The following is a 13,242-nucleotide window of genomic DNA, read 5'->3' on the forward strand; positions in this document are numbered from 1 at the left end:
GGAATCTGTTGCCACCATATGGCTTGATTCCGAAATCAATCGCGGAAGCCATCCGACCAGTGATATAAGAAAAACGACCCGCACGGGAGATGCAGGTCGTTAAATGGCGACTTATGATCCAGCCATCAGCCTTCCGAACGACACCGTTTGGTGTTTCCGACGGTCTTGCACACCAGCTTGCCGGGCGGCTCGGCGGCTTGCGGTTCCTGAGCTTCAGGTGTGCTGTCAACGCTTGCGGGTTCATCCTCGGGCCCGCCAGTGAAGGCTGCGATATAGTCGCTTGCGCTTAGCCCGTCACCCGAGGCTTTCGCTTTCTGGTAGTAGTCCAGCCCCGCGACCGCCAGCCCCGCCACCGCGATAAAGCCCACCAGATATTTTGCACTCATGTCGATCACCTGTTCGTCTTTCGCGGCAAGACACCACATCACCTAGACGTTTTGTGGGCACAAAGCGGACAAGATCGCGGAAACTGCTAGGTGTGATCGGTCAGTATCTTTCCCGGATTCATGATGTTGTCGGGGTCCAGCGCCGCCTTGATCGCGGCCATGTAGTGTGTAGCCTGCCCCAGCTCTTTCTCAAGATAGGGGCGCTTGCCCTGCCCGATGCCGTGCTCGCCCGTGCAGGTGCCCTCCATCGAGATGGCCAGATCGTTGAGCCAACCGACGAACTCATCGGCCCGGCGGACTTCCTCGGCGTCGTCCATGTCGATCAGGGGCAGCGTGTGAAAGTTCCCATCGCCGACATGCCCAACGATAGGCGCAAGTAGGTCAAGCTCGGCCGCTTTGTCCTGAGCGGCCCCTACTGCCTCGGCCAGACGGGATATTGGTACGCAGACATCGGTCGAGATCCCCTTGGCGCCCGGTCGCAACTGAAGGCTGGCCCAGTACATGTCGTGACGCGCCTGCCAAAGCTTGTTGCGTTCTTCGGTGGTTGAGGTTGCCGCGAAGTCCGTGCCGCCAAACTCTTCCGCGATCTGGCCGAAAATCTCGGCCTGTTCGGCGGCGCTGGCGTCCGAGCCGTGGAACTCCAACAGCAGCAGAGGCGTTTCGGGCAGGGTCAGGCCGGAATAGGCGTTGGCGGCTTTGACGGAGAGTTCATCCAGCAATTCGATCCGCGCGACGGGCACGCCGTATTGGATCGTCATCATCACCGCCCGGCAGGCGGCATCGACGGTAGGGAAAGAGCAGCGGGCCGAACTGATCGCCTCGGGGATGCCATGCAGGCGCAGGGTCAGTTCGGTGATGATGCCCAACGTGCCTTCGGCCCCGATCAACAGCCGCGCCAAATCGTACCCCGCCGAGGATTTCTTAGCGCGATTGCCGGTTCGGATGATCTGCCCATCCGGCATCACCGCCTCAAGGCTCAGCACGTTGTCCCGCATGGTGCCATAACGCACCGCATTGGTCCCGGAGGCACGGGTTGCAGCCATCCCGCCGAGTGAGGCATTTGCACCGGGATCAATCGGAAAGAACAGGCCCTGATCGCGCAGATGGGTGTTCAGATCTTCACGCGTGACACCGGGTTGCACGACGCAATCAAGATCCTCGGCATGCACCGCCAGCACCTTGTTCATCTGGGTCAGATCGACCGACACCCCACCGGCAGGCGCGTTCACATGCCCTTCAAGCGACGTGCCCGTGCCAAACGCAATCACCGGCACCTTATGCGCGGCGCAGGTTTTGACAATCTCTGCGACCTCCTGAGTGGTGTGGGGAAACACCACCGCGTCCGGGCTTTGATTGGTGATCCAAGTCGTGGTGTGGCCATGCTGTTCGCGGATGGTCGCACCGGTTTGCAGCCGATCCCCAAACTGTTGCTTTAAGATGCCGAGCGCCGTACCAATCCCAGCCTCATTTCTCGGCAAAGCCGTCGCTTGCACCATGCCAACCCTCTACTGCCCGCCAGATGCACGGGCCTTTCCCAATATGTCGAAATGGCCCGCCCGAACCGGGCAAGACCCAGGTCTTATTCGCCGAGCGCGATCCCTTCACGCCTATGGTCTGCCCCACCGCTGAGAGTTTCGCCGATCTCAATCGCATGCAGGCCCGAGGTCAAGTCGCGGGGGTTCACCTCGAACCCGATCTCGATCAGCGCATCTGCGTAACCTTCGGCCGCAGTGTCCACCTCGACATCATAGGTCCCGAACCGGTTGACCAGATGCGGCAGCGAGATCGCCTGCTGAACGTCCATATCCCAATCCGCCCAGGCGATGATCGACTTGGCAACATAACCGATGATACGGCTGCCTCCGGGGGACCCGATGGCCAGAACCGGCGCGCCGTCCTGCATGACGATCGTCGGGCTCATGGACGAACGTGGGCGCTTGCCGGGTTCCAGACGGTTGGCGATGGGAACTCCGTCGCGATGGGTGCGGAACGAAAAATCAGTTAGTTCGTTGTTCAGCAAAAACCCGTTGGTCATCAGGCGGGAGCCAAAGCCGTTTTCAATCGTCGTCGTCATCGACAAGACGTTGCCGTAACTGTCCACGATCGAGATATGCGAGGTCGAAGGCAGCTCCAATGACTCGTCATCAGCCCAGTTCATCGCATGATCAAACTCAGGGTTGCCCGGAGCGACGTCGGTCAGCGCGCCCTCGGCATTCAAAAGCTCCGCGCGCTGCGCCAGATAGTCCGGATCGACCAGCCCGGCGGTCGGCATCGGCACAAAATCACTGTCCGCCATGTACCGCCCCCGATCCGCAAAGGCGAGGCGCGAGGCTTCGCCGATCAGGCGCCATGTCTCCATGCTCTCAGGTCCCATCGCGGCCAGATCATAGCTGTTCAGCATACCCAGAATCTGCCCAACGGTCAGCGCCCCGGACGACGGCGGCCCCATCCCGCAGACCTCATAGGTGCGGTAAGCCGCACAGACCGGATCGCGTTCAATGACCTGATACAGGGCCAGATCGGTGCCAGATAATACGCCGGGATTGCCGGGCGCGGAGCGGACGGTCCGAACGATATCTGACGCGATTTGCCCGCCGTAGAACCCGGCGGCACCGTCCTCGGCCAAAGCACGCAGTGTATCCGCATAGGCCGGGTTCATCAGGCGTTGGCCTTGCTGCAGTGGCTCGCCTTCGGGCAGGAAATACTCAGCCGTTGCAGGGAAGCGCGACAGACGCTCGGCGTCGTTGGCGACCAAACTGGCCAGACGAGGCGAGACCAGAAACCCGTCATCCGCCAGCCGGATACCATCAGTGAACAGCCCGGGCCAAGGTGAGCGGCCCCAACGGCGGTGCGCCTCTTCCAGCAAGGCAGGCGTGCCGGGCGTGCCAACGGACAACCCTCCAACGACGGCATCAAAGAACTGCAAGGGCTCGCCGTTTTCATCCTGAAACAGGGTCGGCGTTGCATCCAAAGGGGCCGTCTCACGCCCGTCCAGAGTTGTGAGCTGTCCAGTGGCGGCATCGTACCAGACCAGAAACGCCCCACCCCCAAGGCCCGAGGATTGCGGCTCGACCAGGCCCAGAACAACCTGCACCGCGACCATGGCATCCGCTGCCGATCCACCGGCGCGCAGGATTTTTGCCCCGGCCTCAACCGCCAGAGGGTTGGCCGCAGCGACCATCCAATTCTCGGACTGTACGGGCACGCCATTTGTTTTGGCCTCAAGCGCCGCGATCAACTCGTCGGTCAGAGCCTGCACCTGACCTTCGCTCGCGCCTTCAGGGGCCACGGAGTCCGCTGTTTCCTGGGCAAAGCCCGGAGCGGCAAAGGCTATGACAGACAGAAGTAATCCTGAAATCCGATTGATACGCATAGTGTGCTCCTGGAAAAGGTTACAGCATGGATGGGACCACCTGATCCGGTGGTCTGTGCCCATCCTCGAAGGTCTTGATATTGATAATAACTTTCTCACCCATCTCGATCCGCCCCTCCAGCGTGGCCGATCCCATATGGGGCAGCAGCACCACGTTGGGCAGCTTACGAAGGCGTGGGTTCACCTGCGTGCCGTGTTCATACACATCCAACCCGGCGCCCGCGATATCGCCGGACCGGATCAGCCGCGTCAGCGCATTTTCGTCGATCACCTCACCACGCGAAGTGTTGACGACCACAGCCGAGGGCTTCAGCAGCTTCAACCGACGCGCGTTCAGCAGGTGGAACGTTGAAGGGGTCGAGGGGCAGTGGACCGAGATCACATCCATCCGTGCCACCATCTGATCAAGGCTTTCCCAATAGGTGGCCTCCAGATCCTGTTCAATCTCGGGGCGCAACCGGCGGCGGTTGTTGTAGTGAACCTGCATCCCGAAAGCACTGGCACGGCGCGCGACAGCCTGACCGATCCGGCCCATGCCCAGAATACCCAAACGGCGCCCTCCGATCCGGCCACCAAGCAAAGCGGTCGGAGCCCAGCCGGACCAATCGCCCTGCTGCATCAGCGCGACGCCTTCGGGGAAACGACGCGTCACTGCCAGGATCAGCGCCATAGTCATGTCGGCCGTATCATCGGTCAAAACACCCGGAGTGTTCGAGACCAGAATGCCACGCTGACGCGCGGTTGAGACGTCGATATTGTCAACCCCCGCCCCGTAATTGGCAATCAAGCGCAGCTTTTCACCAGCCTGCCCCAGCAAACCACCGTCGATTGTGTCGGTCACCGTCGGCACCAGCACGTCGGCCTCTTGCACCGCGGCGACCAGTTCCTCACGGGTCATGGGGGTGTCATCGTCGCGAAGACGAACATCAAACAGCTCACTAAGTCGCGTTTCCACTGCTTCCGGCAACCGTCGCGTAACAACAACACTCAGACGTTCTCTTGGCACTTCCGCCCTCCCACTGCTTTGCAAACGCGCTTGCGTCATGGCATCGTGGCGCAGGATAAGGCGGGGCACAAGAACCCCAAAGGCATTGAGTCGACCTTTTTTCGAAAGCAGATCAACAGGCACAAGAGCAGGCAGTCAGTGAGTGGTCTTCTACCGGTGAAACGCCTTTGTTTGGCGATCCTATCCGCGTATCTCTTTGCGTTCGGCTACGCGCCGGTCGCAGCCCAAGACGTGCGCGGCCCGGTCACCAACCTGCCCCTTCCGCGCTATGTTTCGATGAAGGCTGCCGAAGGCAACGTGCGCCGCGGTCCGTCTCTGACCCACCGAATCGATTGGGTCTTCAAGCGGCGCGGTATGCCGCTGCAGATCACAGCGGAATACGGCAACTGGCGCAAGGTACAGGATCGCGACGGGGCCGGAGGCTGGGTTCACTACGCCCTGCTGTCCGGCGTGCGCACTGTGCTGATCGAATCCGAGATGCTGCCAGTTTATGCCCGACCCGATCCGAACTCGACCGTCAACGCGCATTTCGAAACCGGAGTGGTCGCCCGTCTTGGCGCGTGTTCTCTGGACTGGTGTCGCATTTCTGCGGGGGGCTACAAGGGGTGGACGCTGAAAGCCAACCTCTGGGGCGTCGATCCGTCGGAAATCCGAGAGTAGCCCTTTTTTCAAGCCCCTAGTCAGTTGGTAAAGCCGATATTTCGTCAAGCGCGCTTATGATGTCTTCTGCGTGATCCGGATCGGCAAACAAAGTCCGAAACAGCGCCGCCAGAGGGTAGCCGGGCCAGGCTTCGTCCAATAACAAGATTGTGGCCCGAGCGCGCTCATCGTCTCCGAGCCGTTGATAGCTTGCCGCCAGATAACCGATCGAGATCGCGCTGACCGGATCACCCAGCCTGACCGCCTCGTTGAACTGGTCTACAGACGCCTGATACTCGCCCAAGTGATAGCTGGATGAAGCCAACACGCTGCGATAGGGAAATCTTCCGTTGGTCGTATTAACACCCTGCGCCCGATTGGCGGACGCTATAGCACGCTGAAAATCCCCGCCAAACAAAGCGAACAGGGCATCAAAATTCGTGACGTGGATATCATCAGGGGCAAGCCGCGTTGCGCGTGCGGATTGTGCGAGCGCGGCCTCATGCTCGCGCGAGCAAAATGAAGCCAGGGCAAGGGCGGAATGGCTCCAACCTTTGTCTGGCGCCAGCTCCAACGCTCGCTGCGCGCGGTTTTTGGCGAGGGTCAGAAGCGCCTGTTTTTCAGCTCCGGGCGGGGTTGTTAAGGCAAGGATGCTGATCGCCTGTGCCGAACCGGCATAGCCGCCGAAATACGTCTCATCCAAGGCCATGGCGCGTTCGAACATACCGCGCACGGCTTGAACCCTGTCGCGGTCCAGAACCGGGAACATCAGCAGGCGCGCCTCACTCGCCAGATTAACGGCCTGCAGCTTGCTCGGGTTTGTCGAGAAAAGCGCCTCTCTGACAGCTTGTTCCTGATTGGCATTTGCAGAGACTGCAACCGGGCTGAGCGGTGATTGGGGCGTGCGGGAAAAGAAAACCGCGCCGCCCGCGATAGCCAACGCGGTCAAAGCCGCTGCTGAGACCCAGATCCTCTTTGAGGGACGCGCTCGGTCTGACGGTATGTCGGGGTCCAAAACCTCAAACCGGGGGACGTAGCCGCCCGGATCCATATGAATGCGCAGCCTCTGATCTTTACCTGAGTGCGAGTAGAAGTTGGCCAACCGCCGACGCATGCGCCCCGCATCGACCCGCACGACGGCCATGGGGTCGCCCCCGGAATCCAACGCCCTTCCGTAGACATCCTCGGCAATCGACTTGGCGCGGATATCCTCGGACTGGCCCGTCAGCAGCTTATCAACAACGTAACGGAGGAAAGACTGCAGCCGCTCGGCCCCATCGAATTCCGGGCTGTCCAGGACCGCCTTCAGCGCCCGCTGAATGTCTTCATCCGAGAGCGTTCTTTGATCCAGATCTGACTTTACGCTGGCGTCTGACATCGCTTTTGTTAACCGCTGGCTGCTTGCAAGCATCTGAAAAATAACATGTTACCCCGTAACATACGTTAAGATACCTGAATGTGTAAATGAATTTCAGACAGAATGATTTGCAAAGGAGGGGAACGGACCTCATCGCGGGGCACAACTAGGTTCAGACACCGTGAGGCTTATGATGGCTTGCTTGTCGATACACTTTCCTGATCAGGCGAATGACATCCGGCGCCTGCGCAGCTCAGACACAGTCTTTGCGCAAATCTGCGCTGACTTTGAAAGCCTGGCCGCTCTACTACCCTGCGATGCAAGCGACCCAAGAAATTCTGATCTCATCGACAGCCTCCGAGGGCTTGAGGACGAAATCAAAACTTACCTTTCGTCCCATTCGGCCCCGCCCGAGGGCTAATCAAGACGCAAAAAGGCGATTCAAATGTTTGCCAATCTTCTCTTCTACGTCGGGCTCATCGTGTCGTTGAGCATCGGGTTCATGTATTTCCGCGATCTCGGTGACGTCAGCCAGATGGTGCTGAAGGTCAAGCGCAATAACATGATCCGCTTTATCCGGAATGAGAACACCTATCTTGCAGCCGGATTCGCCGGGCTTGCGCTGATGCTTGTCGGGCATTTCCTTGGCGGCGGTCCGGGCTGGCTGTTTTTCCTCGGCGTGCCTGCAGTGACACTGGTGATCGTGTTCCTATTCGTGTTTCCATGGGTTTGGGTCCATATCGGTCTGCGCAACCAGCAAAACACCGCCCGCTACTACCCAATTTCTGAGGCGCAGCGATACATCAACCCATCCGCCAGTGTTCTGGTGATTGAAAACAACGGTCACGCGCGGGCGCACTCCGACGCCCAGCTGATGCGCCCTCATCTGGCCGGCAACGATAAGGGGTTGGGCGGCGATGACATCGTTATGACCTATTGTGCCATGGCCAATCTGGGGCAGGCCTACAAACCCGAGATCCACGGCAAACGTCTGGATCTTGAGGTGATGGCCCAGCACGGCAACAACCTGATCCTGCGCGACAACACCACCGGAGAGCCAATCCAGCAGATCTATGGTCGCTTCGACAGCGATGCCTCGAAGACAGCGGTGATGCAGCCGTGGCCCACCTTTCGGATGAGTTTTCGGGGATTTCAAAAGGCCTATCCAGATGGTGAGGTCTTTCTGAACAAGCCCTCCTCGAACCCGCTTCTCAGGTTGTTCGACACCTTTACTGAAACGGTTTTCTCCTCGGGCATCGCCAAGCAGCACCAAGAAGAAGCGCCGGTCATGGATAACATGAGCCACAGCGACAACCGCCTGCCCAACAAAACCTATGTCTGGGGCATCACGATCGGTGACGATGCAGTTTGCTGGACCGATGATTTCCTGGCCGAAAATAAGGGACTGATCAACACCACTGTCGGCGGGCGTGACGTCGTAGTGTCCTACGACCCAATCTATGAAAGCGTTGGCGTCTGGTACAATGACAGCGGCGCACCCATCACCCATGTCGATTTCTTCGGACACGCGGATTGCGGCCAGCTGACCCGCGTTGAGACCCTTCGATCGGGCATGTTCTGGCATGTCTGGGTCGAGTTCTTCCCCGGCACGGATATCAACCGCTCCGGCCCGCTCCACACCACACCTGACCCCCGCCAGACCCCCGCCCAAAGCGAATGAGGATTGTTGAAATGAAAACCCTATCCAGCCTGTCGGTGCTGTTCTGTCTATCAGCCACGATCTCAACCGCTCAGGATGCGCCGATCATCCATGATGCCGAGTATTACATCCTCGAAGCGCAGAATGCCGAACAATGGGCTGCGGACAATGCCGAGGTCGACCAGTTGCTCGAAGACTTCCGAAGCTCGAACGACGGCAAACCGCCCAACATCATCAATATCCTGATTGACGATATCGGCTTTGGCGATCTTGGTATCCCTGAACTCAACGCGGTGCGCGGGTATTCCACGCCTCATATCAACGCCTTCTCGGATGAGGCGATGCGCATGGTGCGCATGTATACCGAACCCTCCTGCACGCCCACGCGGGTTGCGATGATGACCGGACGGCTTCCGGTTCGGATGGGCATGGGCGACACCACCGTGGATATCGCCGGGTTCGGACTGCCCGCCGACGAAGTCACGCTGGCCGAGATCCTGTCAGATGCGGGCTATGCGACGGTGCATGTGGGCAAGTGGCACATGGGCGATATCCCCGAGGCCTGGCCCCATAACCAAGGCTTCGATTGGGCGGGGTTCCCGGTTCACCAGCAGGGTCAGCTGACCATCTACAACGACGACGCAGTCAAGGAACAGGTCTCGGTCGGGATCGCGGATTTCGATGACCGTTTCGTACTCGACGACTTCTTTCGCCCCGATCCCGCCGCGATGGTCACCGGTCTTGAAGCTGAACGTGGTGGTCTTGCACGCGAAGTCGACATGACCGCAGGCGAGCGCTGGACCGCCGAAAAATATGACGAAATGAACCAGCGCTATCAGAACCAGACGCTTGAAAAAATGCGCGAGCTGGCTGGCGGGGACGCGCCTTTCTTCCTGCAATACTGGCCACTCATTCCGCTGGATAACACGCGCGCTGGTCGTTCGGGGCCGCAATCGCCGAACGGAGGGCTCTATGTCGACAAGATGCAGCAGCTCGACAGCTGGCTGGGCGATATCTTCAACGAGATGGAGGCGCTTGGCCTAGCCGACAACACCATTGTCATCGTGATGGGCGACAACGGCCATTTCACCAAGTATTCGCCGCAATCAGGGTTCACCCCGATGGTTTTCGCCGGTGGCAAAGGTGATGTGTCCGAGGGCGGAATTCGGGTCGACAGCTTCATTCGCTGGCCCGGCATGATCGAGGCGGACGGCATCGTCGGAGATATCGTCCACGTCTCGGATCTCTATACCACGCTCGCCCGGTTCGCCGGGGCCGAGGATGGCATTCCTCGGGACCGGCTGGTGGATGGTGTCGACCAGTCCTCGCTGCTGCTCTTGGGTGAGACAAAAGGACGGCGCGATCACCTGATCGTCTACTCCGTACACACCCCCCGCGCGATCATCAAGGATCAACTAAAACTGCGCATCCCCGGAGCCGGGGAAAGCGCGATTTTGGCTGATTTCTTCGATGTCTACCGCGATACGCATGAGAAATACCCAGTCTCAACCGAGGTTGGGGCTTGGGGCGGGCAAGAGTTTGTTCGTATTCTGGGGCGCCATCTGAAACGCAAGGAAAAATACCCAGACATCGAACCTGCCCGTGGCGTGCCTTATGAAGGCATCGAAAACCTGCGCCCAGAAACCCAAGCCGCTGTCGAGGCCTTTCTGCTCAAACAGTCATCGGTTGGTAGATGACCGTGTATCCGGACACTGACGCCTTGCAACAAGGTCGTCGCGCAATTTGAAAGTAAGGAGATTCACCAATGGCTATCAGATCCGCTGCCGCGATGGCAGGCGTCACGGCCCTGTCCTGTTTACTGTCGAGCGCAGCATACGCTCAATCCCTGCCTGCGCCGGGTCAGACTGAAGAAGGCTGGCGGCACACTCTTGGCTTTTACCTGTTCACCCCGCTGCGCACGCATGGAACCTCGACAGTCTCGGGGGTTTCAGCTGAAATCGACCTCGATCTTGGCGACGTGCTGGATGTTCTCGATTTCGCAGCAGCCGGGCGGTATGAAGCCTGGAACGGCGACTTTGGGATCATCGTTGATGCCAATTACGTCGGCATCGGAGAGGACACCACCCTCCCCGGCCCGGCCGCAACTGCAGTGGATGTGGATGTGCGGCAGAAATGGTTCGCACTCATGGGCGCTTACCGCGTCGCGGATGGGACCTATGGTGCCAACAACCAGCGCTACACCGTCGATCTGCAAGGCGGCATTCGCTACAACTCGATCCGGCAGGAAATCAGGTTCACGACTCCGGGGCCGACGAACCCGCCCACCCAAGGCGGTGACGAAGGCTGGGTTGAGCCCGTTGTGGGAGCCCGGGGCATGTGGCGTCTCAACGACCGGTGGACCACCATCGCATCGCTGGAACTTGGCGGATTCGGGGCCGGAGGCAACGATCTGCAGGTCGGCGCAAATATCGGCTTTGACTACCAGCCGTGGGATCGAACCGCGATCACCTTTGGCTACCGATATTTCAGCGTCGACTACAGTGATTCAACGTCAACCGGCCCCTTCGCCTATGACGTCACGCAGCAAGGGCCCTATGTAGGGCTAAAGGTCTTTTTCAACTAGATTGGACCGGCTTGCCCTACATCCAAAAGATCTGGCCGCGCCATTCGCAACATCGGATGGCGGGTCGGATTTCTTGTCCTTGGTCAGAGCTGCTTTTATGTGGAAAATGGCTGGGGTGGTAGGATTTTTTGTCAACATATTGAAAATTAACAAAATAAAGGAAGTGGGGTCAATGGGTAGTGTTCGGAAATTGGTTTGTGTCCAATATTGTGCCTCACTTTTCTGCTTTTGACTTTTTGGACGTTAGCGAGTTTGCCGGTCATACGATTTGCGCGGGGTCGGGCTGGAAGCGGAAGTTCGCTGCACTGTTCATCGAGGTCCGCAGAATGGAGCTAAGCAGGCGTTGGTTAGGCTCGGAGACAGCGTATGAGGTGCGTCAAGCGTGATGTCGGTGGTCGAAGGGCTAAATCCAAGCATTTCCAAACCAAACTTTCTGCACCCTTGTTGGTCAAAAGAGATAGGGTGAGGCTTCAAGTGGTGTAACTGCATTTGGGGGATCGTATTTTGAGCCTCGTCTACCTGTGGGCATTTCTCGTCACGCTTTCGCAGGTGTCTTTAGCCTTCGGAGTCACTGTGCATGCCGTTCTGAGAAAGCGCGATACGCGCGCGGTCATTGGCTGGTCAGCTCTTGCTTGGCTTGCGCCGTTTGTTGGCTCGTTGGCGTACATCATACTGGGCGTCAATCGGATCAACCGGGTTGGCACACGGATGGGCCTGTCAGACACCATGCGCCGAATTCCAGGTTTCTCTCTCTCGGAAAGTGAGAGAGTGTTGTTTGAAGAGGCTAATATCCAACTACCTCACTTGGCCGGATTAGCCCGTGCCGGGGAAGCTCTTAGCGCAAAGCCACTCTTGCCGGGAAACACGGTCGATTGCCTGCGAGATGGTGATGAGGCCTTTCCGGAGATGATCGCGGCCATAGATAGTGCCAATTTATCGGTTGGATTGTTGAGCTATATCTTTGACAGCGACCGAGCAGGAGAAGAGTTCTTGAATGCGCTCGTCCGCGCTAAGGATCGCGGCGTGGTAGTGCGCGTGCTTATCGACTGCGTTGGCGCGCGCTACAGCAAGGAAAACATGGTTGCTCGTTTGAAAGAGGTGGGCATTGAAGCCGCGAGTTTTCTTCCTACAAGCGGGTTCTCCTCACGCCGCTTTTCAAACCTCAGAAATCACAGAAAAATCCTTGTTGTGGATGGCTGCATTGGCTTCACAGGCGGCACCAATATTCGTGAAGCGCATTGCCTGAACCTCGATCCCGAGGCGCCGACACAATGCCTGCACTTCAAATTCGAGGGGCCGGTTGTAAGCCACTTCAAACAAGTGTTTGTCACGGACTGGGCCTTCACCACAGGTGAACAGTTGAGCGGCCCGGCATGGTTTCCAGAGCTTACCCGCCATGGCACAGTCTGGTCGCGGGGGATTTCGCACGGACCAGACGAGGATTTCGAGACGCTCAGCAAACTCATTTTCGCAGCGCTGTCGGCCGCGCGGGAACGGGTGCGTATTGTCAGCCCTTATTTCCTGCCAGATTCTCGGCTGATAGAAGCGCTTTCAGTGGCGGCGCTCCGTGGCATCAAGGTCGAAATCTACCTGCCATCCAACAACAACGTTAAGGTTGTCGAGTGGGCAGCTATGGGGCAGATCGGGCAAATTTTGGAACATGGTTGCCGGGTTTTCTTCACCAAGCCACCGTTCGATCACACGAAACTCATGCTCGTGGACGACGTTTGGGCTCTTGTTGGAAGCACAAATTGGGATCCCAGAAGCCTGCGATTGAATTTTGAGTTCAATGTTGAATGCTATCATCGAGAGCTGTCGGAAGAACTCCATGCCATACTTGACTCAAAAGCACTTGGCGCTCGAGAAATCAGCCTCGAAGAGATCAATGATCTCCCGCTTTTGGCCAAATTGCGCAACGGTTTCGCCCGGCTACTTTCCCCTTACCTGTAGGCAGCCAAACTTAGCCTTACACCCGAACGTTCAAGCGAGCGGTCTGAGAGGTAGTTCTTTTTTGGTATCCGCAACGCCCTTAAAACTTGACCCAAAATGGACAATGCAGAGGGTTTGTCCGAAATTGAAAGGGAAGGCTGAACGTCCCTCTGTCTAATTCGCGGTGTTGAAAAGTTGCGCCAACAAGCTCGTGTGGCTATCATATTGATATGGAATTTATTGTGGGCGGCATAGTTACGGTTGTTCTGGTGATTTGGGGCGCGGCCTCATTTTGGCGAGCGCCCTCA

The 13,242-nt window shown here is 58.3% G+C and carries 10 protein-coding genes; 5 read left to right on the top strand and 5 right to left on the bottom strand.

Features of this window, described 5'->3' with window-relative positions; translation table 11 throughout:
- Window positions 1-125 precede the first annotated feature (125 nt).
- The 4 genes from J7394_RS05135 to J7394_RS05150 all read right to left on the bottom strand — a co-directional run bounded on the left by J7394_RS05135 (window position 126) and on the right by J7394_RS05150 (window position 4,765).
- On the bottom strand, window positions 126-386 hold the full coding sequence (locus J7394_RS05135; RefSeq protein ID WP_209251424.1) for a hypothetical protein: 261 nt from the start codon (window positions 384-386) through the stop codon (window positions 126-128).
- A gap of 86 nt (window positions 387-472) precedes the next feature.
- On the bottom strand, window positions 473-1,882 hold the full coding sequence (locus J7394_RS05140) for an FAD-binding oxidoreductase (RefSeq protein ID WP_209251426.1): 1,410 nt from the start codon (window positions 1,880-1,882) through the stop codon (window positions 473-475).
- An 83-nt stretch (window positions 1,883-1,965) separates the two neighbouring features.
- The gene (gene ggt / locus J7394_RS05145; RefSeq protein ID WP_209251428.1) at window positions 1,966-3,759 is read right to left on the bottom strand and encodes a gamma-glutamyltransferase; all 1,794 of its coding nucleotides are present in this window, start codon (window positions 3,757-3,759) and stop codon (window positions 1,966-1,968) included.
- A gap of 19 nt (window positions 3,760-3,778) precedes the next feature.
- The gene (locus J7394_RS05150) at window positions 3,779-4,765 is read right to left on the bottom strand and encodes a D-glycerate dehydrogenase (protein WP_170460359.1); all 987 of its coding nucleotides are present in this window, start codon (window positions 4,763-4,765) and stop codon (window positions 3,779-3,781) included.
- 171 nt (window positions 4,766-4,936) lie between these two features.
- Here J7394_RS05150 and J7394_RS05155 point away from each other — a divergent pair, with 171 nt between their 5' ends.
- On the top strand, window positions 4,937-5,425 hold the full coding sequence (locus tag J7394_RS05155; protein ID WP_209251620.1) for an SH3 domain-containing protein: 489 nt from the start codon (window positions 4,937-4,939) through the stop codon (window positions 5,423-5,425).
- Between the two features lie 16 nt (window positions 5,426-5,441).
- Here the strand turns inward: J7394_RS05155 and J7394_RS05160 are convergent, their stop codons facing one another.
- Entirely contained in the window at window positions 5,442-6,782 is a 1,341-nt protein-coding gene (locus J7394_RS05160; protein WP_209251430.1) for a tetratricopeptide repeat protein, read from the bottom strand.
- A gap of 424 nt (window positions 6,783-7,206) precedes the next feature.
- Between J7394_RS05160 and J7394_RS05165 the strand changes: the two genes are divergently transcribed.
- The 4 genes from J7394_RS05165 to J7394_RS05180 all read left to right on the top strand — a co-directional run bounded on the left by J7394_RS05165 (window position 7,207) and on the right by J7394_RS05180 (window position 12,955).
- The gene (locus J7394_RS05165) at window positions 7,207-8,442 is read left to right on the top strand and encodes a DUF3179 domain-containing (seleno)protein (protein WP_209251432.1); all 1,236 of its coding nucleotides are present in this window, start codon (window positions 7,207-7,209) and stop codon (window positions 8,440-8,442) included.
- Between the two features lie 11 nt (window positions 8,443-8,453).
- Entirely contained in the window at window positions 8,454-10,118 is a 1,665-nt protein-coding gene (locus tag J7394_RS05170) for a sulfatase-like hydrolase/transferase (RefSeq protein WP_209251434.1), read from the top strand.
- A 68-nt stretch (window positions 10,119-10,186) separates the two neighbouring features.
- Entirely contained in the window at window positions 10,187-11,005 is an 819-nt protein-coding gene (locus J7394_RS05175) for a hypothetical protein (RefSeq protein ID WP_209251436.1), read from the top strand.
- A 504-nt stretch (window positions 11,006-11,509) separates the two neighbouring features.
- Window positions 11,510-12,955 (top strand): phospholipase D-like domain-containing protein, encoded by a 1,446-nt coding sequence (locus J7394_RS05180; protein WP_209251439.1) that lies wholly within the window; start codon window positions 11,510-11,512, stop codon window positions 12,953-12,955.
- The last annotated feature ends 287 nt before the right edge of the window (window positions 12,956-13,242 follow it).

It is taken from the genome of Ruegeria sp. R13_0, assembly GCF_017743995.1.
Classification (GTDB): domain Bacteria; phylum Pseudomonadota; class Alphaproteobacteria; order Rhodobacterales; family Rhodobacteraceae; genus Ruegeria.